Origin of the sequence: Clavibacter sp. CT19, assembly GCF_027858075.1 — a bacterium.
Classification (GTDB): domain Bacteria; phylum Actinomycetota; class Actinomycetes; order Actinomycetales; family Microbacteriaceae; genus Clavibacter; species Clavibacter tessellarius_A.
This window is the reverse complement of sequence record NZ_JAQHYR010000002.1, coordinates 1-26,308: the sequence shown is the minus strand read 5'-3', so window position 1 is coordinate 26,308 and position 26,308 is coordinate 1. Positions and strand designations below refer to the sequence as shown.

At 74.0% G+C, this 26,308-nt stretch carries 16 protein-coding genes; 12 read left to right on the top strand and 4 right to left on the bottom strand.

The annotated features are described in order from the left end of the window. Positions 1–23 precede the first annotated feature (23 nt). Both PED38_RS02310 and PED38_RS02305 read left to right on the top strand, forming a co-directional pair. A complete protein-coding gene (locus tag PED38_RS02310; RefSeq protein WP_063072629.1) occupies positions 24–1,550 on the top strand; it encodes an ABC transporter permease in 1,527 nt (508 codons plus the stop codon). A gap of 3 nt (positions 1,551–1,553) precedes the next feature. Next, entirely contained in the window at positions 1,554–2,732 is a 1,179-nt protein-coding gene (locus PED38_RS02305) for an ABC transporter permease (RefSeq protein ID WP_063072630.1), read from the top strand. 77 nt (positions 2,733–2,809) lie between these two features. Here PED38_RS02305 and PED38_RS02300 read toward each other — a convergent pair whose 3' ends face one another. Continuing rightward, entirely contained in the window at positions 2,810–3,415 is a 606-nt protein-coding gene (locus PED38_RS02300; protein WP_270979465.1) for a PH domain-containing protein, read from the bottom strand. Positions 3,416–3,486: 71 nt separating this feature from the next. On the opposite strand from PED38_RS02300, the gene PED38_RS02295 reads away from it, so the two are divergent. From PED38_RS02295 to typA, 3 genes are all read left to right on the top strand, one after another. Continuing rightward, positions 3,487–5,175, top strand: a complete 1,689-nt coding sequence (locus tag PED38_RS02295) for an ABC transporter ATP-binding protein (protein WP_270979464.1) — start codon at positions 3,487–3,489, stop codon at positions 5,173–5,175. 99 nt (positions 5,176–5,274) lie between these two features. Beyond that, positions 5,275–7,125 carry an ABC transporter substrate-binding protein gene (locus PED38_RS02290; protein ID WP_270979463.1) on the top strand — a complete coding sequence of 617 codons (1,851 nt, stop codon included), beginning with the start codon at positions 5,275–5,277 and terminating at the stop codon, positions 7,123–7,125. 114 nt (positions 7,126–7,239) lie between these two features. Beyond that, a complete protein-coding gene (gene typA / locus PED38_RS02285; RefSeq protein ID WP_063072634.1) occupies positions 7,240–9,147 on the top strand; it encodes a translational GTPase TypA in 1,908 nt (635 codons plus the stop codon). 146 nt (positions 9,148–9,293) lie between these two features. Here the strand turns inward: typA and efeB are convergent, their stop codons facing one another. From efeB to efeU, 3 genes are all read right to left on the bottom strand, one after another. After that, positions 9,294–10,628, bottom strand: a complete 1,335-nt coding sequence (gene efeB / locus PED38_RS02280) for an iron uptake transporter deferrochelatase/peroxidase subunit (RefSeq protein WP_270979461.1) — start codon at positions 10,626–10,628, stop codon at positions 9,294–9,296. Further along, entirely contained in the window at positions 10,625–11,833 is a 1,209-nt protein-coding gene (gene efeO / locus PED38_RS02275; RefSeq protein ID WP_063072636.1) for an iron uptake system protein EfeO, read from the bottom strand. The genes efeB and efeO overlap by 4 nt, the downstream gene beginning before the upstream one ends. 80 nt (positions 11,834–11,913) lie before the next feature. Then, a complete protein-coding gene (gene efeU / locus PED38_RS02270) occupies positions 11,914–12,852 on the bottom strand; it encodes an iron uptake transporter permease EfeU (RefSeq protein WP_270979459.1) in 939 nt (312 codons plus the stop codon). A 205-nt stretch (positions 12,853–13,057) separates the two neighbouring features. On the opposite strand from efeU, the gene PED38_RS02265 reads away from it, so the two are divergent. The 7 genes from PED38_RS02265 to PED38_RS02235 all read left to right on the top strand — a co-directional run bounded on the left by PED38_RS02265 (position 13,058) and on the right by PED38_RS02235 (position 26,254). Next, positions 13,058–14,380, top strand: a complete 1,323-nt coding sequence (locus tag PED38_RS02265) for a PIG-L family deacetylase (RefSeq protein ID WP_270979458.1) — start codon at positions 13,058–13,060, stop codon at positions 14,378–14,380. Positions 14,381–14,421: 41 nt separating this feature from the next. Then, positions 14,422–14,742, top strand: coding sequence for a ferredoxin (gene fdxA / locus PED38_RS02260; RefSeq protein WP_043674720.1), 321 nt, complete (start codon positions 14,422–14,424; stop codon positions 14,740–14,742). Positions 14,743–14,747: 5 nt separating this feature from the next. Next, a complete protein-coding gene (gene dapC / locus PED38_RS02255; protein ID WP_270979455.1) occupies positions 14,748–15,860 on the top strand; it encodes a succinyldiaminopimelate transaminase in 1,113 nt (370 codons plus the stop codon). Positions 15,861–16,020: 160 nt separating this feature from the next. Continuing rightward, positions 16,021–17,361 (top strand): citrate synthase, encoded by a 1,341-nt coding sequence (locus tag PED38_RS02250; protein ID WP_081235137.1) that lies wholly within the window; start codon positions 16,021–16,023, stop codon positions 17,359–17,361. A 189-nt stretch (positions 17,362–17,550) separates the two neighbouring features. Continuing rightward, entirely contained in the window at positions 17,551–19,191 is a 1,641-nt protein-coding gene (locus PED38_RS02245; protein WP_270979453.1) for a serine/threonine-protein kinase, read from the top strand. Next, entirely contained in the window at positions 19,188–25,058 is a 5,871-nt protein-coding gene (locus tag PED38_RS02240; RefSeq protein WP_270979451.1) for an Ig-like domain-containing protein, read from the top strand. Before PED38_RS02245 ends, PED38_RS02240 begins: the two co-directional genes overlap by 4 nt. A 149-nt stretch (positions 25,059–25,207) precedes the next feature. Further along, complete coding sequence (locus tag PED38_RS02235) at positions 25,208–26,254, top strand: AAA family ATPase (RefSeq protein WP_270979449.1); 1,047 nt, start codon at positions 25,208–25,210, stop codon at positions 26,252–26,254. Positions 26,255–26,308 lie beyond the last annotated feature (54 nt).

Here is a 26,308-nt window from a genome sequence, read left to right as displayed (position 1 = left end):
ACAGAAAGGGACGTCGTCGCCCTGTGCTTACCTTCGTCTTGAGGCGCCTCGTCGCGTCGTTCTTCGTCCTCCTGGGCGCCAGCTTCATCATCTACAACCTGGCGGCCAACTCGGGTGATCCCCTCCAGGATCTGCGGGAGAACCCGTCGCCCAACCGCGACGCTCTCATCGCCGCCCGCGTCGACCTCCTCGACCTGGACGTGCCGGCGCCGCTGCGCTACTTCCTCTGGCTGGGGGGCGTGTTCAAGGTCTTCATCGGCCAGGTCGACCTCGGCCGGGCAATCGACGGCCGCGAGGTCAACGACCTCATCGCCAACGCCGCCGGCCAGACCATCCAGCTAGTGACGATCGCCACGATCATCGCGGTGCTCATCGGCGTCTCCATCGGCATGACGACCGCGCTCCGCCAGTACAGCGGCTACGACTACACCGTCACCTTCGCGTCGTTCCTCTTCTTCTCCCTGCCGATCTTCTTCGTCGCCGTGCTGCTCAAGCAGTACGTCGCCATCGGCTTCAACGACTTCCTCGTGAACCCGTCGATACCGCCGGTCCTCATCGTGGTGCTGTCGCTCGTGTCGGGCTTCGTCTGGATGAGCATCATCGGCGGCGACCCGAAGCCGCGCCTCATCGTGTTCGGCTCCGCGACGGTCATCACCGCGGCCGTGCTCGTCTACCTGCTCGTCACCGACTGGTTCGCGCGACCGGGTCTCGGCATCGTGCTCATCGGCGCCCTCGGGGCCCTGATCGCCGTGCTCATCACGTCGCTGTCCACGGGGCTCCGCAACCGGCGCGCGTTCTACTCGGCGCTCGCCATGGCCGTCCTCGGCGCCGTGCTCTGGTACCCGCTGCAGTACGTGCTGACGGTCTCCGCCCCCTGGTGGATCACGATCGTGCTCATCGTCGCGTTCGTGGTGGTCGGCGTGGTGGTCGGCTACGTCGTCGGTCAGAACGACAAGCCCATCGTCGCCCGCGGCGCCGGCATCACCGGCGGCCTCGTCGCGCTGCTGATCATCGTCGACCGGGTCATGCAGGTGTGGCCGGACTACGTGACCAACACGCGCGGCCGCCCCATCGCCACCGTCGGCGCCGTCACCCCGGGCCTCAACGGCTCGGTCTGGCAGGGCATGCTCGACAGCTACACGCACCTCCTGCTGCCGACCATCGCCATCCTCCTCATCTCCGTGGCGAGCTACTCGCGCTACTCGCGGGCGAGCCTCCTCGAGGTGATGAACCAGGACTACGTGCGCACCGCGCGGGCCAAGGGCCTCACCGAGCGCACCGTGATCATGCGCCACGCGTTCCGCAACGCGATGATCCCCGTCGCCACCGTCATCGCCTTCGACGTGGGCGGGCTCATCGGCGGCGCCGTGATCACGGAGACGATCTTCGCCTGGAAGGGCATGGGATCCGTGTTCCAGGACGCGCTCCGCACCACCGACCTCAATCCGCTGATGGGATTCATCCTGATCACCAGCATCCTGACCGTCATCTTCAACATGCTGGCCGACATCCTGTACTCGGTCCTCGATCCTCGAATCCGGGTGAGCTGACACATGTCCAACGCACTGATGGGGAACCCCAACGACCCCCACAACGACCCGACCCTCCCCGAGGGCGCCAACTCCGAGCTGACGATCGAGCAGCGGGAGGTCGAGGGCCTCAGCCAGGGCACCGTCGTCCGCCGCCGGTTCCTGCGCCACAAGGGCGCGATGACCGCGCTCGTGGTGCTCCTGCTGATGGCGATCCTCGTGTACTCGTCGGTCGGCATCCAGTTCTTCGGCTTCCGCATCCCCGGCTGGTGGATGTGGAACTACGAGGACGTCGCGCCCATCGTCAACGGCGGCAACCCCACGTGGACCCTGCCGTTCCAGTTCGGCGTGCACCCCTTCGGCCAGGACGAGATCGGGCGCGACATCTTCGCCCGCGTCATGCGCGGCACGCAGCAGTCCATCGTCGTGATGGTGCTGTACGGCATCATCGCCGCCTTCATCGGCATCGTGATCGGCGCCGTGTCCGGCTTCTTCCGCGGGCGCATCGACTCGCTCCTGATGCGCTTCACCGACCTCATCATCGTGATCCCCGTGATCGTCATCGCGGCCGTCCTCGGCCGCACCTTCGGCGGTCTCGGCGCGGTGGTGCTCGGCATCGTCCTCGGTCTCATCGGCTGGCCGTCGCTCGCCCGCCTCGTGCGCGGGGAGTTCCTGAGCCTGCGCGAGCGCGAGTTCGTGGACGCGGCCCGGGTCGCCGGTGCGTCCAACAGCCGCATCGTGTTCCGGCACATCCTGCCGAACGCCATCGGCGTCGTGATCGTGTCGACCACGCTGCTCATGAGCGCGGCGATCCTGCTCGAGGCGGCGCTGTCGTTCCTCGGCTTCGGCATCGTGAAGCCCGACGTCTCGCTCGGGCAGATCATCAACGAGTACCAGGGCGCCTTCGCCACCCGGCCGTGGCTGTTCTGGTTCCCGGGCCTGTTCATCATCATCATCGCGCTGTCGATCAACTTCATCGGCGACGGCCTGCGCGACGCGTTCGACCCGCGCCAGCGGCGCATGCCGGGCGGACAGGGGCCCTACAAGCAGATGTTCGCCATGCTCACCGGCCGCAGCCGCCGCGAGCAGGGCCCGACGACCGGCTCCGGCGCCGAGGGCGTCCGCGTCCCGCCGCCCGTCGGCTCGGCCCGACCGGACGCGGCGGCCGACGGCAGCCCGTCGGACAGCGCGGACGGTCGATGACCGTCGCGACGACGGACGGGCCGGCCCTCACCCGGTCGGCCCTCCTCGGCGCGTCGGTCGTGCTGGGCGCCCCGGTGTCAGACCAGGGCGGTCACGATCGTCGCGACGACCAGCGCGGCCAGCACGGCGATCTCCGCCCAGTGCGTGCGGACGCGCCGACCCTCCTCCTCGATCGGGCCGCCCAGGTGGCCCGCCTCGGCGAGGTCGGCGAGGCGCGTGCGGATCACCGTGGCGGCGTCACCCGAGTCGGTGCGGGGCAGGTCGCCGCGACGCGCGTCCTGCATCATGGCGCTGAGGTAGGGCTGGATCTTCTCCTCCTCCGTGGTGATGTAGGCGTTCGAGTGGCGTCCGGGCGCCGGAGCGGCCCAGGCCGTGACGCGCTCGTGCGCGGTCGTGACGTTCAGGGCCCACTTGGTGTCGACCTCGCGGATCGCGGGCCACGACATCTCGTGCGTGCGGAAGACGTTGCGGATCTCGACGCCCTCGGTCGCGATGCGCACGCGCGGCGCCCAGAAGACGAGCCACGCGGCGTAGGCCAGCAGCAGCGGGCCCCATACGGCCGTGAGGAGCAGGTCGGCACGACCTCCCACCACGGTGCTCGCGAGCACGAAGACCACGATCGCCGCGACGATCACGGTCAAGAGGCGTCCGAACGACGGGCGGATGACGACGGGCTGATCCATGGCCACATCGTCCCACGGCCCGCCTCGACGCCCCTCGACACCCCCACTTCCAGCAGCCAGGAGTACGCAGCATGAGCGCTCACGCGAACGGGTCGGACGCGATCGTCCCCATCCTCGAGGTCTCCGGCCTCGGAGTCGACTTCTGGGTCGGCGACGAGTGGATCCCCGCGGCCATCGACCTCGACTACAGGGTCAACCCGGGCGAGGTCCTCGCCATCGTCGGCGAGTCCGGCTCCGGCAAGAGCGTCAGCTCCATGTCGCTGCTCGGCCTCCTCCCCAAGAACGGCCGGGTCCGGGGGAGCGCCAAGCTCAAGGGCGTCGAGATGGTCGGCGCCGACCAGGCCACCCTGCGCAAGGCCCGCGGCAACGACATCGCCGTGATCTTCCAGGAGCCGATGACGGCGCTCAACCCCGTGTACACGGTGGGCTTCCAGATCGTGGAGGCCCTGCGCGTCCACAACTCGATCATCCCGTCGGCCGCCAAGGTGCGCGCGCTCGAGCTGCTCAAGCTCGTCGAGATGCCGGATCCCGAGAAGGCCTTCGACTCGTACCCGCACCAGCTCTCGGGCGGGCAGCGCCAGCGCGCCATGATCGCCCAGTCGCTGTCGTGCGACCCGGACATGCTCATCGCCGACGAGCCCACCACGGCGCTCGACGTGACCATCCAGGCCGAGATCCTCGACCTGCTCCGGAAGCTCCACCAGCGCCTCAACAGCGCCATCGTCATCATCACGCACGACATGGGCGTGGTCGCCGACCTCGCGACCAACGTCATCGTGATGAAGAGCGGCCGCATCGTCGAGCGCGGCTCGGTGCGCGAGATCTTCCAGTCGCCGAAGGACCCGTACACGAAGCAGCTGCTCGCGTCGGTGCCGCACCTCGGCACGGGCGAGGCCTCGCAGGTCGAGATCGCCGAGCGCACCACCGAGCCCGCCATCTCCCTCAGGGAGGTGGACATCGACTACCCGAAGCTCGGCCGCGTGCCGGCGTTCCGGGCGGTCACGGGCGCGTCCTTCGACATCCACCCCGGCGAGGTCGTCGGCGTCGTGGGCGAGTCGGGATCCGGCAAGACCACCATCGCGCGCGCCGCGGTGGGCCTCCTGCCCGTCGCGGGCGGCGAGCTCACGGTCGCCGGTCGGCGCATGACCGGCATCTCGGCGAAGGACCTCCGGGCCGTCCGCCGCGAGATCGGCATCGTGTTCCAGGACCCGGGCTCGTCGCTCAACCCGCGCTGGCCTATCGGCCAGAGCATCGGCGAGCCGCTCGAGCTCTCGGGGCAGTTCTCGAAGAAGCAGCAGAGCGACCGGGTCGAGGAGCTCCTCGAGCAGGTGGAGCTGCCGCGCAGCTTCCGCAACCGCTACCCGAACGAGCTCTCCGGCGGCCAGCGCCAGCGCGTGGGCATCGCCCGGGCGCTCGCGCTCCGGCCCAAGGTGCTCGTGGCCGACGAGCCGACCTCGGCGCTCGACGTGTCGGTGCAGGCCCGCGTGCTCCAGCTGCTGCAGGAGATCCAGAAGGAGCTCCAGTTCGCGTGCCTGTTCGTCAGCCACGACCTCGCGGTGGTCGACCTCCTGGCCGACCGCATCGTGGTGATGAACCACGGAAAGATCGTGGAGCAGGGCCCGACCGAGTCGATCCTCCGGAACCCGCAGCACCCGTACACGCAGAAGCTCATCGCCGCGGTGCCGCTGCCCGACCCCGACCAGCAGCAGGAGCGCCGCCAGCTCCGCGAGGCGCTGCGCGACGAGCCGCCCGCGGCCTGACCCGCGGCCCGCACGACCCGGCCCGCCGTCCGTCGCACCCCCTCCCGGGGGCGCGCGGCCGGCGGGCCTCGTCGTGCCGCTCGCGTAGGATCGTCGGCGATGGACAGCGACACGCGAGGCCCCGGGGCCGCACCGGCCCGGCGCCCGCGGGGGCTGCGGCGGGTCGTCCGCGGCGCCTCCGCGATGGTCGCCCTGGCCCTCGTCGCCGGCCTCGCCGCCTGCTCGCCGACCACCGGCCTGGTGGCCGACTCCGCCATCCGCGCGGCGCTGCCCAGCACGTTCACCTCCTACAACGCGCAGTCCCGAACGGGCGCGACCGACGGCAACCGCGAGATCGTGCACGCCACGAACTCGCGCTTCGCGGAGGTCGCCGCCGACGGCACGGTCGCGTCCGACCCGGGCTACGGATCCGCGCGCATCGTCTCGCGCGACCCGTTCACGGTCGAGTACACGGTCGCCGAGGGCGTCCGCTGGTCCGACGGCGAGCCCGTGGACGCCGCCGACCTCCTGCTCTCCTGGGCCGCGGGATCCCGCGCGCTCGACACGCCGGGCTTCGACGCCGCCGGCTACGTCGACGAGTCGACCGGGGGCTACACGGGCGCCCTGCCCGCCGACGCGGTCTACTTCGACGCGGCCGAGGACGAGACGCTGTCCCAGGTCACCCGCACGCCCGTGATCGGCGACGGCGGGCGCTCCATCACGATGGTGTTCGACCAGTACAGGCCCGACTGGCGCCTCGCGTTCGAGATCGGCCTCCCGGCGCACGCCGTCGCGCAGCTCGCCCTCGACATGTCGAGCCCGGGCCGAGCCAAGCAGACCCTGGTGGACGCCGTGCAGGACCGCGCGCCCGAGCTCCTGTCGCCCATCTCCGACGCCTGGAACCGGGGGTTCGGCGTCGCCGCCGTCGCCGCGCACCCGGAGCGCGCGGTCGGATCCGGGCCCTACGCCATCGAGTCCATCGACCCGGGCACCTCCATCACCCTGCACGCCAACCGCTTCTACACGGGGACCCACCGGCCGTCGGTGGAGCGCATCGTCGTGTCGACCATCGAGGACCCGCAGGCCGCCGTCGCGGCGCTCGCGGCCGGCGACGTCGACGTGATCGCGCCCGACGCGGACGCCGACGTGCTCGGCGCCCTCGACGACGTCGACGGCGCCCGCACCGTCATGGGATCGTCGGCCTCCTGGGAGCGCCTCGACCTGCAGACGCTCGGCGCCCGCAACAGCGCCATGGCCGACGCCACGGTGCGCACCGCCTTCCTCTCCACCGTGCCGCGCGAGGCCATCGCCCGCGAGCTCGGCGGGCCGGGGGGAGGCGGATCCACGCGCGACTCCTTCGTGCTGGCGCCCGGCGCCGCCGGCTACGACGACCAGGTGCGGGCCAACGGATCCAGCCGCTTCGACGACGTCGACCTCGACGAGGCGCGGCAGCTGCTCGCGTCGGTCGGGCAGCCGGCGCCGGAGGTGTGCGTGCTGTACGACCCCGCGGACGCGCGCCGCGCCGCCGAGTACGAGGCGATCCGCGACTCGGCCGCGCAGGCGGGCTTCGTCGTGACCGACTGCTTCACGCCGCAGTGGCAGGACGTGCTCGGCCAGCCCGGTGCCTACGACGCGGCGCTCGTGGGCCCCGAGGACGCCTACCCGTCCGTGGCCGGGATCCGCGCGCTGCACGACGACCGCGCCGACGCGCGCGACGGCCAGGCCACCGCCGACCCCGACGTGGCCGCGCTCTTCACCTCGCTCAGCCGCACAGAGGACGCCGACGCCCGCGGCGAGCTCCTGCTCCGCCTCGACCGCCGCATGTACGGCGACCGCGCCGGCCTCCCGCTCTTCCAGCACCCGGCGCTCGCCGCCACCTCCGCCCGCGTCGACGGGGTCCAGGTCTCGGCGCACCAGGCCGGCGTCCTCGACGACGCCTGGCGCTGGACGCTCCGCTCCGACGCTCCCTGAGCCCGGCTTGCATCGGCACGGTAGGCTGGGGGTCGCTGGGAATAGCAGACGGCGGCTCTTCGCCCTCCTCCCTTGATGACAAGGCCGGCACCCTCTCCACTGAAGGACAGCACTATGGCGCTAGTCGCGCGCAACGACCTCCGCAATGTGGCCATCGTGGCCCACGTGGACCACGGCAAGACCACCCTGGTGGACGCCATGCTCAAGCAGACGAACTCGTTCGACGCCCACTTCGAGGGCGAGGACCGGATGATGGACTCGAACGACCTCGAGCGCGAGAAGGGCATCACGATCCTCGCGAAGAACACCGCGGTGCTCTACAACGGGAAGCACGCCGACGGCACGCCGATCGTCATCAACGTGATCGACACCCCGGGCCACGCCGACTTCGGCGGCGAGGTCGAGCGCGGCCTGTCCATGGTCGACGGCGTCGTGCTCCTGGTGGACGCGTCCGAGGGCCCGCTGCCCCAGACGCGCTTCGTGCTCCGCAAGGCGCTCGAGGCGAAGCTGCCCGTCATCCTCCTGGTCAACAAGACCGACCGCCCCGATGCGCGCATCGACGAGGTCGTCGCCGAGAGCCAGGACCTCCTCCTCGGCCTCGCCTCCGACATGTCGGACGAGCACCCGGACCTCGACCTCGACGCGATCCTCGACGTGCCCGTCGTCTACGCCTCCGGCCGCAATGGCGCCGCGAGCGACACCAAGCCCGCGAACGGCGAGCTGCCCGACAACGACGACCTCGAGCCCCTCTTCAAGGCGATCCTCGACCACGTCCCGGCGCCCACCTACGACGACGAGCACCCCCTGCAGGCGCACGTCACCAACCTCGACGCGTCGCCGTTCCTCGGCCGCCTCGCCCTCCTCCGCGTCTTCAACGGCACGATCAAGAAGGGCCAGCAGGTCGCCTGGGTCAAGCACGACGGCACCGTCAAGAACGTGAAGATCACCGAGCTCCTCATCACGAAGGCGCTCGACCGCTTCCCGACCGAGTCCGCGGGCCCCGGCGACATCGTCGCCGTCGCCGGCATCGAGGACATCACCATCGGCGAGACGCTCGCCGACCCGGACGACGTCCGCCCGCTCCCCACCATCACGGTCGACGACCCGGCCATCTCGATGACCATCGGCACCAACACGAGCCCGCTCATCGGCAAGGTCAAGGGCCACAAGCTCACCGCGCGCATGGTCAAGGACCGCCTCGACCGCGAGCTCATCGGAAACGTCTCCATCAAGCTGGTCGACATCGGCCGCCCGGACGCGTGGGAGATCCAGGGCCGCGGCGAGCTCGCGCTGGCGATCCTCGTGGAGCAGATGCGCCGCGAGGGGTTCGAGCTCACCGTCGGCAAGCCGCAGGTGGTCGTGAAGCAGGTCGACGGCAAGGTCCACGAGCCGTACGAGCACCTCACCATCGACTCGCCCGAGGAGTACCTCGGCGCGATCACGCAGCTCCTCGCCGCCCGCAAGGGCCGCATGGAGGGCATGGCCAACCACGGCACCGGCTGGGTCCGCATGGAGTTCGTCGTCCCGTCGCGCGGCCTCATCGGCTTCCGCACGGAGTTCCTCACCATCACGCGCGGCGCGGGCATCGCCAACGCCGTGTCGCACGGCTACGAGCAGTGGGCGGGCGAGATCACGACCCGCGTCAACGGCTCGATCGTCGCCGACCGCGCGGGCGTCGCCACGCCGTTCGCCATGGTGGCCCTGCAGGAGCGCATGTCGTTCTTCGTGGAGCCGACCCAGGAGGTCTACGAGGGCATGGTCGTCGGCGAGAACTCGCGCGCGGACGACATGGACGTGAACATCACCAAGGAGAAGCAGCTGACCAACATGCGTCAGTCCACCTCCGACTCCTTCGAGCGCATGACGCCCTCGCGGAAGCTGACGCTCGAGGAGTGCCTCGAGTTCGCCCGCGAGGACGAGTGCGTGGAGGTCACGCCCGAGTTCGTCCGGATCCGGAAGGTCGAGCTGGACGCCAACGCGCGGCAGCGCAAGACCTCGCGGCTGAAGAAGCAGAACGCGTAAGACAGCAGGACCGCGACGAGCCCGTCCGCCCGTTCCCTCCGCAGGAGGGGGGCGGCCGGGCTCGTCCTCGTTCCGGGGCTCGCGCTCACGGGGTGCAGCGCCGCCGGCGACGCCGTGCGCGACGCGGTGCGCGAGGGCGGGGCCGGCTACCCGAAGAGCGTCTCGCCCACGTAGCCGTCGCGGGTCGCGCCCGGCGGCACCGCCCAGATCCCGCTGCCGACATGGCGCAGGTACTCGTTCATGGCGTCGCGCGCGAGGCTGCGCTGGATGGGGATGAACTGCTCCCGCGGATCCCGCTGGAACGCCAGGAAGAACAGCCCCGCGTTCAGCCGGCCGAGGTCGTCGTTGCCGTCGACGAAGTTGTAGCCGCGGCGGAGGAGCACCGCGCCGCCGTTCGTGTCCGGATGCGCGAGGCGCACGTGCGACGCCCGGTCGATGAGCGGAGCGCCGGCGCGACCGGTCGCGGCGAAGTCGGGCGCCGTGTGCTCCTCGCCGCCGCTGAGCGGCGCCCCCGAGTCCTTCGTGCGGCCCACGACGCGCTCCTGCTCGCGGAGCGTCGAGCGGTCCCACGTCTCGATGGTCATGCGGATGCGGCGCGCGACGAGGTAGGAACCGCCCCGCATCCAGGCCTCGCCGGGCGCGGAGCCGGAGTCGGCCCAGACGTGGTCGTCGACCACGCGGGTGTCCTCGGACTTCACGTTCGCCGTGCCGTCCTTGAAGCCGAAGAGGTTGCGCGGCGTGACCTGGGCGCGGCTCGTGGACGACGTGCGGCCGAAGCCGAGCTGCGACCAGCGGATGGACGCCCGGCCGAAGGCGATGCGCGACAGGTTGCGGATCGCGTGCACGGCGACCTGCGGGTCATCGCTGCACGCCTGGATGCAGAGGTCGCCGCCCGTCGCCTGGGGCACGAGCGCCTCACCGGGGAAGCGCGGCAGGTCGACGAGCGCGGCGGGACGGCGGTCGGCGATGCCGAACCGGTCGATGCCGTCGGCCGTGGTGAACAGCGACGGACCGAGGCCGAAGGTGATGGTGAGGCCGGCCGGCGGGAGGTCGAGGGCCTCGCCCGTGTCGTCCGGCGGGGAGTCGTAGGGGCCGTCGACCGCGCCGAGCGGGCCCGCGGATCCGCCCGCCGTCATCCGGGCCGCGGCGGCGCTCCAGTCCCGCAGGAGGGAGACGAGGCCGTCGCGGTCGATGTCCGCCACGTCGAACGCGGCGAAGTGCAGGCGGTCCTGCGCGGGCGTGGTGATGCCGGCCTGGTGCGCTCCGTGGAACGCGTAGGTGGCGCCGCCCGCGGCCTGGCGCGCGCCGGCGAAGGCGCGGTCGGCCATGACGCCGGCGGCGGATCCCACGAGCCCGCCGCCGAGCGCGCCGGCCCCCAGCAGCCCGAGGACGCCGCGGCGGGAGACGCCGCGCGGGGCGTCCGCGGCGGCCGATGCGTCGTCCGTGTGGGGTGCGACCGCCGCCTCGTGTCCGTCGGTCATCCGACGAGCGTCCCGGTGAGCTTCGACAGCGGCTCGGCCAGCGCGTTCACGCCGTCCGCGAGGCCCTTGACCTGGTCCGTCGTCAGCGCGTCGTAGGCGGTGAATCCCTTCTCGAGCGACCCGTAGGCGGCGAGGTCGGTCTCGAGCTTCGCGAACTGCGCGTCGAGGGTGGCGACGAGCTGCGGGTCCTTGGCGGCGACGATGTCGCGGACGCCCTCGTAGGCGACGCGGGCACCCTCGAGGTTCGCCTGGAAGTCCCAGAGGTCGGTGTGCGACCAGATCTCCTCCTCGCCCGTGATCTTGCCGGTCGCGACCTCGTCCATCAGCCCGACGGCGCCGTTCGAGACCGTGGAGATGTCGACCGAGAAGCCGTCGGCGTGCACGGCGTCGGAGAGGCGCTGCGTGTCGGCGGTCAGCTGCTGGGCGAAGTGCGCGCGGTCCCCGGCGCTGAGCGGCACGTACACGTCTCCGCCGTTCGCGTCGGGCGCGGGCCGCCAGAGGTCCTTCTCGATGCGGTGCCAGCCGGTCCACTCGGTGCCGGGATCGACGTCGGCCTCGCGGAAGTCGATCGCCGGGTCGAGGTCGCCGAAGGACTCCGCGACCGGCTCCACGCGCTCGTAGTACGACCGGGCCGTGGGGTAGAGCGAGCGCGCCCTCTCGTCGTCGCCCGCGAGGTAGGCGTCGGCGAACTCCTGCGTGGCGGGGAGGAGCCGGCTCACCTGGTCCTTGACGTACGCGAGGTAGTTCGCGGCGGCGTCCTGGCCCTGCTGCGCGGCGTCGCCGGCGAGGGCGACCTGGTCGCCGGTGACCGTGAAGGGCGCGCGGCCCACGCCGTCGCCCACCATGCCGGGCTTGCAGACGGTGTAGTAGCTGCCGGGCTGCGCCGTGAGCACGAGGTCGCGCTCGATGCCGGGGCTCACGTTCTCGACCTCGCCGACGATGCGGAGGCCGTCCTCGGCGAGGAGGTAGAACTCCGTCACCTGGTCGGTGGAGTTCGTGACGTGGAACGAGACCGTGCCGCTCGGCGCGGTCGCGGCGGAGACCGTGCAGGCGTCGGCCGAGCTGTCGACGGTCAGCTGCGTGATGCCGGAGGCCGCGGCGGCGCCGTCCCCCGCGGATCCGGAGGGGGCGTTCGCGACGCAGCCCGAGAGGGCGAGGGCGGCGCCGGCGAGCAGGGCGGCGGCGGGGAGGGTGGAGCGCTTCATGGGTCCTCGGGGGGAGCGGGCCGGCGTGCCGGCGGGATGGGACGGGATGGTGGGGTGTGGGGAGGCGCGGGTGCGTGGGGTCAGCGGGTGGTGGTCGCGTCCGCGGCGACGGGGGAGGCGGCCCCGGGGGAGGCGGCGACGGGGGAGGCGGCGCGGGCGTCGGACGCGCCGGCGGCGGACGCGGTGCCGGATGCGCCCGCCTCGGCCCGCGGGCGGCGACCCCGCCGCGCGAGCGTCAGGTAGGCGGCGAGCGTCGGCACGACGTACAGCACCCAGGTGATCGCCTCGAGCCACGTGGTGGCGGGGGAGAAGTTGACGGTGCCCTTGAGGAGCGTGCCGTACCAGGATCCGGGCGGCACAGCGCCGGAGACGTCGAACGCGAGCGCGTCCAGCCCCGGCAGGATGCCCGCCTCCTGGAGGTCGTGCACGCCGTACGCGAGCACGCCGCCGGCCACCACGATGAGGAGCGCGCCCGTCCAGGTGAAGAAGCGGGCGAGGTCGATCCGCAGCACCCCGCGGTACACGAGCCAGCCGAGCGCGACGGCGGTGACGATGCCGAGGCCGGCGCCGAGGAGCGGGAGGGTCGTGGCGCCGGTGGCCTGCACGGCCGACCAGAGGAACAGCGCCGTCTCGATGCCCTCGCGGCCGACCGCGAGGAACGCGACGGCGACGAGGCCCCAGGCGGCGCCCTGGATGGCGCGGTCGACGGCGCCCTGGAGCTCGGAGCGCATGTCCTTCGCGGTGCGCAGCATCCAGAACACCATCCAGGTGACGAGGCCCGTGGCGACGATGGAGAGGGAGCCGCCGATGGCCTCCTGCGCCGCGAACGTGAGCCCGTAGGCGCCGTAGGTGAGGATCGCGCCGACCGAGAGCGCGAGGAGCACCGCCAACCCGACGCCGAGCCACAGCCGGCCGAGCACGTCGCGCCGGCCGATCCTCACCACGTAGGCGATGAGGATGGTGACGACCAGCGCGGCCTCGAGGCCCTCGCGCAGGCCGATCAGGTAGTTCGCGAACACGCGTGCGCCTCTCCGGGCGGCGGGCGCGTCGGGCGCGCCCTATTGCTGATGTGGGGAAATGTAGGTGAGGCTTGCCTTACCTCGTGCACAGTAGCGCGGGGGCCGGGACGCGTCCAGTCCGTCGTCCCCCGCGGACGGCGGAGTGCGTGGGTGCGCGGCCCCCGCGCCCAGCGAGCGGCATCGCGCGCGCGGATAGGATCGCCCGATGATCCCCGGCTCGACCTCCCGTCCCGCGCGCGAGCACGTCCTCTTCGTGCACGCCCACCCCGACGACGAGAGCATCGTCACGGGCGGCACCATCGCGAAGCTCGTGCGCGACGGCGTCCCCGTCACGGTGCTCACCTGCACGCGCGGCGAGCGGGGCGACGTCATCCCGGAGGAGCTCCGCCACCTCGAGGGCGACCTCAAGGCGCTCGCCGACCACCGGGAGACGGAGCTGGCCGACGCCATGGCCGCGCTCGGGGTCGTCGACCACCGCTTCCTCGGCGACGTCGGCGCGCGCTGGCGGGGGCTCGTGCCCCGCCGCTACGTCGACTCCGGCATGGAGTGGGGCGACGACGGGGTGCCCGTGGCCCTCCAGCCGCTCGACCCCGACTCGCTGTCGGCCGGCGACGAGGCCGACGAGGCGCGCGACGTGCTGGCGGTCATCGCCGACGTCGACGCGACCACCGTCATCACCTACGACGACCACGGCGGCTACGGCCACCCCGACCACAAGCGCGTGCACGTCATCGCCACCTGGGCCGCCGAGGAGGCGGGGGTGCCGGCGTACCTCATCACCACGACCGAGTCGTCGGCGCGGGAGGCGCACGAGCGCGTGGCCGCGCGCGGCCGGTTCCCCGCGCCCGACGCGCGCCCGGCCGGCATGCTCGTGCTGCCCGACGACGCCGTGGACCTCGCGGTCGACGTCACCGAGGTGCTCGACGCGAAGACCCGGGCCATCGCCGCGCACCGCACGCAGGTCGTCGTGGACGGCGACCAGTTCGCGCTGTCGCACGGCGTCGGCGAGCCCATCGGGGCCGTCGAGCTGTTCCGGTCGCACCGGCCGGCCGGCGCCGACGGCGCGGCGGGCGACGCCGACCTCGCGCCGCGCGGCCTGCAGCGCATCGGCACCGCCGCCGCGTCCCTCGTGCTCGGCCTCCTCGTGGGCGCCATCGGCACGGTCGCTCACCGCGCGCCGCTCGCGGTCGGCGGGGTCGGCGTCCCCGTCGGGCTCGTGCTCGCGCTCGTGACGCTCGCCTGCCTCCTCGTCGCGTTCCGGCTGCTGCTGGTCGACCGGCTGCACGCCCTGTGCCTCGGCCTCGGCGCGGTCGTGGCCGTGGCGGTGCTCGGGATGAGCGGGCCCGGCGGATCCGTCCTCTTCCCGCGCGACTGGGTGAGCCAGGTGTGGGCGGTCGCGCCCGCGATCCTCGTGGCCGTGGTCGTCGTGTGGCCGCGGTTCGCGCCGCGTGACGCTGCCCGGCCGGACGGCGCCCCGGGGTCGTCCGCGGACGGCGCCCCGGCGGGTGCCGCTCACGGCGCCGCGTAGACTCTCTCGGGCCGCACCGCTCCCGGAAGGACCCGCCCGAAGTGACCTACGTCATCGCCCTGCCCTGTGTCGACGTGAAGGACCGCGCCTGCATCGACGAGTGCCCGGTGGACTGCATCTACGAGGGCGAGCGGTCGCTCTACATCCACCCCGACGAGTGCGTGGACTGCGGCGCCTGCGAGCCCGTGTGCCCCGTCGAGGCCATCTACTACGAGGACGACCTGCCCGAGCGCTGGAGCGACTACTACACCGCGAACGTCGAGTTCTTCGCGGAGATGGGCTCGCCCGGCGGCGCCACCAAGGTCGGCGTGACGCACTCCGACCACCCCGTCATCGCCGCGCTCCCGCCCCAGAACGGCTGACGCGAGTGGCCCTCGGCGAGCTGCCCGACTACCCCTGGGACCTCATGGCCCCGTACGCGGAGCGGGCGGGGCGGCATGCGGACGGCATCGTCGACCTGAGCATCGGATCGCCCGTCGACCCGACGCCGACGCTCATCCGCGACGCGCTCGCCTGGGCGACCGACGCGCACGCGTACCCGACCACGGTCGGCACCCCGGAGCTCCGGCGGGCGATGGTCGACTGGCACGCCCGGCGCCGGAATGCCGACCTCGACGTCGAGCAGGTGCTGCCGACCATCGGCTCCAAGGAGATGGTGGCCTGGCTGCCGTTCATGCTGGGCCTCGGCGAGGGCGACGCGGTCGTGCACCCGCGCGTCTCGTACCCGACGTACGCGATCGGGGCGGCGCTCGCGGGCGCGGAGAGCGTGCCGGCCGACGACCCGGCCGCGTGGCCCGCGTCCACGCGCCTCGTCTGGCTGAACTCGCCCGGCAACCCCGACGGCCGCGTGCTCGACGTCGAGGAGCTCCGGGCCGCCGTCGCGCGCGCTCGGGAGCTCGGCGCCGTGATCGCGAGCGACGAGTGCTACGCCGAGCTCGGCTGGGAGGGGGAGTGGGCCGACGGGCCGACGCCCTCGATCCTCGACGCGCGCGTCGTGGGCGACGACCACACGGGAGTCCTCGCGCTCTACTCGCTGAGCAAGCAGTCCAACCTCGCGGGGTACCGCGCCGCGCTCGTGGCAGGCGACCGGGACGTGATCGCGCGGCTGATCCGGGTCCGCAAGCACGCGGGGCTCCTCCCGCCCGCGCCGCTCCAGCACGCCATGGCGGTGGCGCTCGGCGACGACGACCACGTGCGCGCCCAGCGCGAGCTCTACCGAATGCGCCGCGACGTGCTCCGGCCCGCGCTCGAGGCCGCCGGCTGGCGCATCGACGCGAGCGAGGCCGGGCTCTACCTCTGGGCGACGCGCGGGCGCGACGCCTGGGAGGGCATCGCGGAGCTGGCCGACCTGGGGATCCTCGCGGGCCCCGGCCCCTTCTACGGCGACGCGTCGCCCGAGCACGTGCGCCTCTCGCTCACGGCGACGGACGAGCGCGTCCAGGCGGCGGCGGCGCGGCTCCGCGCCGCCTCCTCCACGTAGCACGACCTCCGACGGATCCGCCCGGATGCTGGCGGAGGCGACAGCGTCCCGGTCGGCCCTTTAGGCTGTAGTCGGCTCGGATCCCCGGCGCCGCGAGGGCGCCACGAGCGCCCGGCGGCGCGCATCCCCCGGGCCACCCACCCAGACTCGAGGAGGCGCCGTGACCGATGGCGGGCAGCAGGCGGACGACCGGCCGAAGGCGGACGAGCCCCAGGCGCAGGAGAAGCCCACGGCGACGCTGACGTACCCGGGCGGACGGGTGGAGTTCCCCATCCTCCCCGCGGTCGACGGCGCGTCCAGCATCGACATCTCGGCGCTCACGAAGAAGACGGGCCTCACGACGCTCGACAACGGCTTCGTCAACACGGCGTCGACCCGCTCGGCCATCACGTACATCGACGGCGAGCAGGGCATCCTCCGCTACCGCGGCTACCCCATCGAGCAGCTCGCGCGCCAGTCGAGCTACCTCGAGGTGGCCTGGCTCCTCATCCACGGCGAGCTGCCCACGGCCGACCAGCTCGGCGGGTTCGAGGAGGACATCCGCCGCCACACGCTCCTGCACGAGGACTTCAAGGGCCTCTTCCGCGCCCTCCCCACGAACGCGCACCCCATGTCGGTGCTGTCGAGCGCGGTGTCGGCCCTCTCCACTTACTACGAGGACTCGCTGAGCGTCCACGATCCCGAGCAGGTCGAGATCTCCACGCTGCGCCTGCTGGCGAAGCTGCCGGTCATCGCGGCGTACGCGCACAAGAAGAGCCTCGGCCAGGCGTTCCTCTACCCGGACAACTCGCTGTCGTTCGTGGACAACTTCCTCCGCCTCAACTTCGGCAACAACGCCGAGCCCTACGAGGTCGACCCGGTGGTCAGCCGGGCGCTCGAGCGCCTACTCATCCTGCACGAGGACCACGAGCAGAACGCGTCGACGTCGACCGTGCGGCTCGTCGGATCCACCGAGGCGAACATGTTCTCCTCCGTCTCGGCCGGCATCGGCGCGCTCTTCGGCCCGCTGCACGGCGGCGCGAACGAGGCCGTGCTCGCGATGCTCGGTCGCATCCGCGACTCCGGCGAGGGCGTCGACCGCTACGTGGAGCGCGTGAAGAACAAGGAGGACGGCGTCCGCCTCATGGGCTTCGGGCACCGCGTCTACAAGAACTTCGACCCGCGCGCCCGCCTGGTGAAGGAGAGCGCCGACGAGGTGCTCGCGGCCCTCGGCATCCAAGACCCGCTGCTCGACATCGCCAAGGAGCTCGAGGCCGTCGCGCTCGCGGACGACTACTTCATCGAGCGGAAGCTGTACCCGAACGTCGACTTCTACACGGGCGTCATCTACAAGGCCATGGGCTTCCCCACGCGCATGTTCACGGCGCTGTTCACCATCGGGCGCCTGCCCGGCTGGATCGCGCACTGGCGCGAGATGAACGAGGACCAGGCCACCAAGATCGGCCGTCCGCAGCAGCTCTACGTGGGTCAGCCGGCGCGCGACCTGCCCCCGCGCGACTGACCGCGACCGACCGCGCGACCCACCCCGCGGCCCGCCTCGAGCGCTCGGCGGACGCTCCCGAACAGGGGGCGTCCGCGGGCGCCGGATCCCTGTGCCCGCGCGGATCCGGAGCCTAGACTCGACGGGAGCCGATCACCCGCCACCGCCCGCACCAGTCCCTGCCGTCGGTCCGAACCCGATGAGGGGGCCATGGCCAGACGCCTGCCGTCGTCCCCGCCGGTGCTGCCGGGGTTCACCTACGTGACGGTCCTCGGATCCGGCGGCTTCGCCGACGTGTTCCTCTACGAGCAGGACATGCCCAGGCGGCAGGTGGCGGTCAAGGTCATGCTCGCCGAGATCGTGACCGACCGGCTGCGCGCCATGTTCCGCGCCGAGGCCGACCTCATGGCGCAGCTGAGCGCGCACCCGTCCGTGCTCACGGTGCACCAGGCGAGCGTCGCGGCCGACGGGCGGCCCTATCTCGTGATGGAGCTGTGCTCGTCGAGCCTCAGCGACCGGTACCGGCGCGAGCCGCTCGGCGTCGCCGAGGTGCTGCGCGTGGGGATCCGCATCGCGAGCGCCGTGGAGACCGCCCACCGCGCGGGCGTGCTGCACCGCGACATCAAGCCGGCGAACATCCTCACGACCGCGTTCGGGCACCCCGTCCTCAGCGACTTCGGCATCGCGTCCACGCTCGAGGACGCGGCGGCGACCGACGCGGTGGGCTTGTCGATCCCGTGGTCGGCGCCCGAGGTGCTCGCCGGCGAGAGCCCGGGCACCGTGCGGAGCGAGGTGTGGTCGCTCGCGGCCACCGTGCACTCGCTGCTCGCCGGACGGAGCCCCTTCGAGGTGCCGGGCGGGCGGAACGCTCCCGCGGACCTCGTCGCCCGCATCCAGAAGGCCAGGCCCCTGCCGACCGGCCGCGCGGACGTGCCCGAGCGGCTCGAGCTGGTGCTGCGCCGGTCGATGTCGCGGCAGCCGGAGGCGCGGCCGGGTTCGGCGCTCGCGTTCGTGCGCGAGCTGCAGGCGGTGGAGGCGGAGCTCCAGCTCGCGCAGACGCCGCTCGAGGTGGCGAGCGAGGAGTGGGCGTCCGCCGTGGCGGCCGGGGTCGAGGAGGACGACGACCCGACGCGCGTGCGCGGGATCGTGCAGGTGGATCCGGGCGCGGCCGGCCCGCGTGCCGTCGTCCGCCGGGTGCGGCGGAAGGCGACGGTGACAGCCGGCGCTCCCCGGGCGCGCGCGGTGGCGGGTGCCGCGGCGGCGGGTGGCGGGGCGGCGGCGGGCGCGCGACCGTCGGCTGCGGATCCCGCCCGGCGCGCGTCCGCGCGCGGCACGGGCACCCCGTCCGCGTCGGAGCCGGGGCGCGCGGATCCCGCGTCCACCTCCCTGGGCCGCTCCGGATCCGGGCCCGTGGGCGCCTCCGGCTCCGGCCGACCGCCCGCGCCGGGACCGCGCCCGTTCCTGGTGCGGAACCGCATCGCGCTGGTGGCGGCGGCGTCCGGCGCGGTCGTCGCGAGCGTGCTGGTCGGCGTGCTCCTCGGCGGATCCGGCGGCGGCACCGGGGCGCGCGACATCCCGGTCGTCGGCGCCATCGAGGCCTCCGCGACGGACGACGGCATCCTCTTCTCCTGGGACGACCCCGGCCTCGGCGCCGACGACGCGTACCAGGTGGTGCGCGACGGCGGCCTGCCGAGCACCCAGCGCGACACGTCGTTCCGGGTCACCTCGGGTGGCCCGGGGACCGCGGGCGCGGCGGGCTCGGGCGACCGGGCCTGCGTCACCGTGACCGTCACGCGCGACGGCGTCGCCGGCCGGGCGTCGACCGAGAAGTGCGCCGAGCTCCCGCGATGATCCGCGACTGGATCCGCCGCCACCGCCAGGCCGCGACCACCGTGACGGGAGGCGCCGTCGTGCTCGCGCTCCTCACGGGCTTCGCGCTCGTCTCGGACGGCTACGACGCCCAGCGCATCGACCTCGACGACGGATCCGTGTGGGTCGTCAACGCCGCGCAGCAGGCCATCGGCCGCGCCAACACCCAGGTGCTCGAGCTCGACAGCGTGGTCGACTCCCGCAGCGAGGACATCGACGTGCTGCAGTCCGGATCCACCGTGCTCCTCGCCGACCGCGGCGCCTCGCGCCTCGACGTGGTCGACGACGCCACGAGCGCGGTCGTCGACACGGCGCCGCTGCCCGCGGGCGCGGAGGTGATGCTCGCCGGGTCGCGCGTCGCGATCCTCGTGCCCGCCACCGGCCAGCTCTGGCTCGTGCCCGTCGCGGGCCTCGCCGCCTTCGACGCGGTGAGCGCACCGACCCTGTCGCTCGGCGCCGACGCGGTCGCGTCCATGGCCGACGACGGCACGCTCCTCGTCTACTCGGCCGCCTCCGGCACGCTCTCGCGCATCCGCGCCGCCACGGACGACACCGTCGAGGGGACGGTGGACGTGGGGCCCGTCGGCGCGCCGGCGGAGGGGGCGGCCGTCGACCCCGGCGCGGATCCCGCCGCCGCCGTGCCCGGCGAGACCGTGGAGGCCGGGGTGGCGGGCCGCCCGGCCGCCCGCCGCCTCGCGCTCACGGGCGTCGACGGACACTGGGCGCTGTACGACGCCGACGCCCGCGCCCTGCGGGTGGACGGGCGTGCGGTCGACCTCGGCGGATCCGTCGCGGCCGACGCGCAGGTCGCCCTCCAGCGCGCCTCCTCCGCGGGCGACGCCGTGCTCGTGGCCCACACCGGCGGCCTGCTGCAGGTGCCCGTCGCGGGCGGCGCCCCGGTCGTCGTCGCCGACCGCGCGTCCGGCGCGCCCGCCCGGCCCGTGCGCGTGGACGGCTGCGAGTTCGCCGGCTGGACCGGCGGATCCTCCTGGCAGCGCTGCCTCGACGCCGCCCCGACCTCGCTGACCGCGCTGACCGCACCGACCGCGCCGACCGCGCCGGTCGCACCGGTCGACTCCGCCGCGGTCGGCGGCGCGGAGGCCGGCGACGCCCGGCGCACCCCGGCCGGCGCCCTCACCGACATCGCCGGGGTGTCCGCGCAGTCCGCGCTCCGGTTCCTCGTCGACGGCCCGCGCGTCGTGCTCAACGACGTGCGCGGCGGCGCGGCCTGGGCCGTGCAGCGCGGGGCGGGGGTCATCGACAACTGGTCGGACCTCATCGACCGCGAGCGGTCCGACACGGTCGTCGAGCAGAGCACCGCCGACATCCCGCCCGAGACCGACCGCGTGCAGCAGCCGCCCGTCGCCGTCGCCGACGACCTCGGCGCCCGGCCCGGCCGCACGAGCCCGCTGCCCGTGCTCCTCAACGACCACGACCCGAACGGCGACGTGCTCGTGATCGACTCCGTCACCCCCGTGGACGCGCAGGTCGGCGCGGTCGACATCGTCGACGAGGGCCAGGGCCTCCAGCTCGCGCTCGCGCCCACGGCGGCGGGCACCGTGCGCCTCTCCTACGTCGTGAGCGACGGTCGCGGCGGCACGGCGACCGCCGATGTGCGCGTCGCCGTGCGCGACGCGGACGAGAACGCCCCGCCCGTGCAGTCGCGGCCCGCCACGGGCACGGTCGCCGAGGGCGCCCGCCTGCAGACCGAGGTGCTGGGCGGCTGGTACGACCCCGACGGGGATCCGACCTACCTCACGCGCGCGAGCGTCCCGGCGCCCGACGCCGTGAGCTGGAAGCCCGAGGGCCGCGTCGTCTACACGGACGCGGGGGCCGGCGGCGACACGCGCACGGTGGCGCTCCAGGTGTCCGACGGGCGCGAGGAGGGATCCGGCGCGCTCGTCGTGACCGTCCGCCGCGCCGGCGACGTGCCGCTCGTGGCCGAGGGCTTCGTGGTGCAGGCGTCGGTCGGGCGCGAGATCACGGTCGATGCGCTCCTGCACGCGCGCGGCGGGAGCGGGGCGATCCGGCTGGCGTCGGCGCCCGCGCGACCCGGCGTGCAGGTCACGCCCGACCTCGAGGCCGGCACCGTCCGCCTGCAGGGCACCCGGACCGGCACGCACCTGCTCGAGTACACGGTGACCGACGGGCGGACCACGGCCACGGGCGTCGTGCGCGTCGAGGTGCGCGGCGCCCCCGAGTCCGACGGCCGGCCCGTGACCGTGCCGCACACCGTGTTCGTGCGGGCGCTCGAGGCGCAGGACGTGGACGTGCTCGCCGCTGACTTCGATCCCGCGGGCGGCGTGCTCGTGGTCACCGACGCGGTGTCGCCCGGCGACGCCGCCGGCGTGCGCGCGGAGGTCGTGGGGCAGCGGCTCGTGCGGATCACGCTCACCCGGCCGCTCGACGGACCCGTGGACGTGGGCTACCGCGTGAGCAACGGCGTCGCGGACGCGACGGGCGTCATCACCGTGATCGAGGTGCCCGAGCCCGCCGTGCGGCAGCCGCCCGTCGCCGTCGACGACCGCGTGGCCGTGCGCGTGGGCGACGCCGTCGACATCCCCGTGCTCGCCAACGACGAGCAGCCCGACGGCGACGCGCTGCGCCTCGACCCGGTGCTCGTGGATCCGCTGCCCGAGGGCGCCGGCCTCCTCTTCGCGAGCGGCGACCGCCTGCGCTACCTCGCGCCCGACCGCACGGGCGACCACACGGCCGTCTACCGCACCGTCGCGCCCGACGGCCAGTGGGCGACCGCGACCCTCACGGTGTCGGTGCGCGAGGCCGACGCCGCGACCAACACGGCGCCCGTGCCGCGGCCGCTCACGGCGCGCGTGCTCGCGGGGGAGACCGTGCGGATCCCCGTGCCGCTCACGGGCATCGACCCCGACGGCGACTCCGTGCGGCTCCTCGGCCAGGACGCCGGGCCCGAGAAGGGCCAGGTCGCGGAGGTCGGGCCCGACTGGATCGACTACCGGGCCGGCGACTACTCCACCGGCACCGACGCGTTCGCGTACGCCGTGGTCGACGGGCTCGGGGCGCGCGCGACCGGCACGATCCGCGTGGGCATCAGCCCGCGGGTCGAGGGCGCCAGGAACCCGGTCGCGACGGCCGACGTCGTCACCGTGCGGCCCGGCCGGGTGCTCCGCGTGCAGGTGCTCGCGAACGACACGGACCCGGACGGCGGCGCGCTCTCGCTGGTCTCGGTGCAGCCGCAGTCCGCGGGACCCGTCGCGGGGCTCGACGGCGACACCGTGCGCGTCGTCGCGCCCGAGGAGGCCGGGCGCTACGGCTTCGTCTACGGCGTGCGGAACGCGCGCGGCGGCACGGACGAGGCGTTCCTCACGGTCGTCGTGGATCCGGCCGCGCCGCCCACGCGCCCGATCGCGCGCGACACCGTGCTCCAGCTCTCCGACGTGCTCGACCGCACGAGCGTCGACGTCGACGTGATGCGCAACGTGTTCTCCGCGGAGGGCGACGCGTCGGCGCTCGTGCTCTCCGTCGGCGCGGGCTACGACGACGTGGCGCGCGTGACGCCCGACGGCCGCATCCGCGTGGAGGTCGGCGACGCGCGCCGCATCGTGCCGTTCACGGTGGCGCAGCCGGACGACCAGGGCGTCACCGCGACCGCCTTCGTCTGGGTGCCCGGCTTCGAGGACACGCTGCCGCAGCTGCGCGTGGGACAGCCGCGGCCGTCCGTCGCGAGCGGCGAGCGGCTCGTCGTCGATCTCGACGACCACGTGGTGGCCGCGGGCGGCCGGGCCGTGCGCATCGCCGACCCCAACTCCCTCTCCGCCACGCACGCCGACGGACCCGTGGAGCTCGTCGACGACGACACCGTCGCGTACCGCAGCGAGCCCGGCTACTTCGGCCCCGCCGCGCTCTCCTTCACGGTCACCGACTCCGCGGGCGACGACGGTGGGCGCACGGCCGCGCTCGTGCTCCCCATCACGGTCACGCCCACCGAGAACCAGCCGCCCGTGTTCACGGGCGCGGTCATCGACCTGGAGCCCGGCCAGCCCAAGGACATCGACCTCGACCGCCTCACCGCCTACCCGTACCAGGACGACCGCGGGCAGCTCGCGTACGCGATCGAGGGCGCTGTGGGCGAGGGCTTCCGCGCCTCCGTCGAGGGCGGCACGCTGCGCCTCTCGGCCGACGCGGGCGTGGAGACGGGCGTCGCGACGTCCTTCGCCGTGAGCGTGCGCGATGCCACGCAGGCCGGACGCGCCGGACGGGTGGACCTCCGGGTCGTGCCGTCGACGCGGCCGCTCGCCCAGCCGGCGACCGACGAGGGCACCGTGACGCGCGGATCCGCCACCACGATCGACGTGCTCGCCAACGACCAGGCGGGGAACCCCTTCCCGGGCGCGCCGCTCACGGTCGCGTCCATCCGCGGGGCCGACGGCGCGAGCCTCCCGGCGGGCGTGACGGTGACGCCGTCGGCCGACCGCGCGACGCTCGCCGTCGCCGCGTCCGCCGACGCCGTGCCGGGCGACGTGCGCGTGCAGTACGAGGTGCGCGACGCCACGGGCGACGCGGGCCGGGCCGCGTTCGGCACCGTCGTGATCCACGTGCAGGACCGCCCGGGACCGGTCACGGCCCTCCGCGCCACGGGCTTCGCCGACCGCGCGCTCACGGTCGCGTTCGAGCCGGGCGTCGTCAACGGGTCGCCGATCACGGGCTACCAGGTCCGCGTGCTCCGCGGCGGTGTCGTCACCGCCACGACCACCTGCCCGTCCACCACGTGCACCGTGCCGACGCCCGGCAACGGCCCGTCGTCCGCGGTGCAGGTCGAGGTGCGGGCCGTCAACGGCGTGGGCGCCTCGGAGCCCGTCTCGATCTCGGGCCTGTGGTCGGACGTGCTGCCGGCCGCGCCCGCCGGCCTCGTCACCGAGCCGCTCGCGGACGGGCTGCGCGTGTCGTGGCAGCCGTCGGCGGTGCCCTCGTCGTCGAGCCCGGTCTCGCAGTACGTCGTGACGGTCGGCGGCGTCACCCGCCAGGTGGCCGCGGACGCCACCAGCGTCGAGGTGCGGGATCCGTCGCTCGTCGCCGAGGTGCCCGTCGCCGTGAGCGTCGCCGCCCGCAACAGCGCGCAGGTGCAGGACGGATCCGCGTGGCTCACCGCCTCCATCACGGGCACGCCACGCGGCGCCCCGACCGCGACCGGCACGCCCACCGCCGTCGCCGACCCGGCGGACGAGACGCGCGTCACGGTCTCCTGGCCGGCGTTCCAGGGGTCGGGCGTCGACGGGATCCGCTACCTCGTGGCCGCGCACGCGCCCGGATCCGCGCCCGGCTGCTCGGTCGCCACGGAGGGCGTGACGCCGTGGTCGGCCGAGCACGGTCCCGCGGTCGACGTGGGCGGCGCCACGAGTCACGTGTTCGCGGGCCTCGCCGCCGACCAGCCCGTCGCGTTCACGGTGCTCGCCGCCAACAGCCAGGGCTGCACGGTCGTCGAGGCCGGTCAGCTCACCCCGCGCGCGGCGCCCTCCGCGCCCGCCGTCACGGTCTCGCTGCCGCGCGGCGACCGGGGGACCGACGGACGTCCGCGCTCGAGCGGCTGGTCGGTCGCGGTCGACGCCGGCACGGCGGTCGACGCGCGCGCCGGCGACGTGCGGTTCGAGGCGGACGCAGCCGGCGGCACGATCGTCTCCTGGACCTCCACCCCGCCCGCGGTCGGCGGCGGCTACGCCCGGAGCGAGTGGCGCTGCGGCGGCGAGGGCGCGTGGACGGACGGCTCCTCCGGAGCGGCCGGATCCTGCGCCCTGCCGGCGGGCGCCGAGCGGATCCTGGAGGTGCGCGTCGCCGCGGACTCGGGCACCCTGTACACGTACGCCCACCGCGGATGACGGCCGACCCCGCGGCCGCCGGACCCGGACCCGGACCCGGACACGCCCACGCTCCCGCACCCGCACCCGCACCCGCACCCGCACCCGCACCCGCACCCGCACCCGGACCCGCACCCGCACCCGCGTCCGCACCCGAGAGGCACGCCCCCATGACGATGACCGCCGACGAGGCCCGCGCCTTCCAGGACGAGTTCGCCGCGCTCGTGCGCAACGTGGAGCAGGTGCTGCTCGGGAAGTCGCACGTGGTGCGGCTCGCGTTCACCGCGATGGTGACGGGAGGGCACCTCCTGCTCGAGGACGTGCCCGGCACCGGCAAGACCTCGCTCGCGCGCGCCATGGCGCAGACGGTCGACGGCACGCACAGCCGCGTGCAGTTCACGCCCGACCTGCTCCCTGGCGACATCACGGGCGTCAGCGTCTACGACCAGCGCACGGGCGGGTTCGAGTTCCACCGCGGGCCCGTGTTCGCGAGCATCGTGCTGGCCGACGAGATCAACCGCGCGAGCCCGAAGACCCAGTCCGCGCTCCTCGAGGTGATGGAGGAGGGCCGTGTCACGGTCGACGGCGCGCCCCACGACGTGGGCGACCCGTTCCTGGTGATCGCGACGCAGAACCCGATCGAGCAGGCGGGCACCTACGCGCTGCCCGAGGCGCAGCTCGACCGGTTCCTGCTGCGCACCTCCATCGGGTACCCGGACCACGAGTCGATGCTCAGGATCCTGCAGGGCGCGTCCGTCAGCGCGCACGACGTGACGCTCGCGCCCGTCGCCACGGCCGCCTCGGTGCGGGCGCTGCAGGAGCGCGCGGGCACCGTGCACGTGGATCCCGCGATCGCCGACTACGTGGTGCGCCTCGTCGACGCCACCCGCCAGGCGCCCGAGGTGCGGCTCGGCGCGAGCGTGCGCGGCGCCCTCGCCCTCCTGCGCGCCGCGCGCACCTGGGCCGCCGCGGACGGCCGGCACTACGTGGTGCCCGACGACGTGAAGGCGCTCGCCGAGCCCGTGCTCGCGCACCGCCTGCTGCTGGATCCCGAGGCCGAGTTCGACGGGGTCACCGCCACGAGCGTGCTGTCGCAGATCCTCATCGAGACCGTGCCGCCGCGCGACCGGCACGCGGGGGCGCCGTCCGCGGGCGACGCCGGCGCCGCGGGTGCCGGCGTCGGCACGGGCGCCGCGGGCGCGCGCCCCGCCGGATGAGCGCGGTCGCCGACGCCGGGGCGGCCATCATCCGCTCGCGCGTCATGGAGCCGG

Excerpts from the sequence above, each read along its gene's own strand:
- PED38_RS02235 (WP_270979449.1), top strand. The coding sequence starts at position 25,208 with ATGACGATGACCGCCGACGAGGCCCGCGCCTTCCAGGACGAGTTCGCC.
- PED38_RS02300 (WP_270979465.1), bottom strand. The coding sequence starts at position 3,415 with ATGGATCAGCCCGTCGTCATCCGCCCGTCGTTCGGACGCCTCTTGACC.
- efeB (WP_270979461.1), bottom strand. The coding sequence starts at position 10,628 with ATGACCGACGGACACGAGGCGGCGGTCGCACCCCACACGGACGACGCA.
- PED38_RS02295 (WP_270979464.1), top strand. The coding sequence starts at position 3,487 with ATGAGCGCTCACGCGAACGGGTCGGACGCGATCGTCCCCATCCTCGAG.
- PED38_RS02290 (WP_270979463.1), top strand. The coding sequence starts at position 5,275 with ATGGACAGCGACACGCGAGGCCCCGGGGCCGCACCGGCCCGGCGCCCG.
- PED38_RS02305 (WP_063072630.1), top strand. The coding sequence starts at position 1,554 with ATGTCCAACGCACTGATGGGGAACCCCAACGACCCCCACAACGACCCG.
- PED38_RS02265 (WP_270979458.1), top strand. The coding sequence starts at position 13,058 with ATGATCCCCGGCTCGACCTCCCGTCCCGCGCGCGAGCACGTCCTCTTC.
- PED38_RS02240 (WP_270979451.1), top strand. The coding sequence starts at position 19,188 with ATGATCCGCGACTGGATCCGCCGCCACCGCCAGGCCGCGACCACCGTG.
- efeO (WP_063072636.1), bottom strand. The coding sequence starts at position 11,833 with ATGAAGCGCTCCACCCTCCCCGCCGCCGCCCTGCTCGCCGGCGCCGCC.
- PED38_RS02245 (WP_270979453.1), top strand. The coding sequence starts at position 17,551 with ATGGCCAGACGCCTGCCGTCGTCCCCGCCGGTGCTGCCGGGGTTCACC.
- typA (WP_063072634.1), top strand. The coding sequence starts at position 7,240 with ATGGCGCTAGTCGCGCGCAACGACCTCCGCAATGTGGCCATCGTGGCC.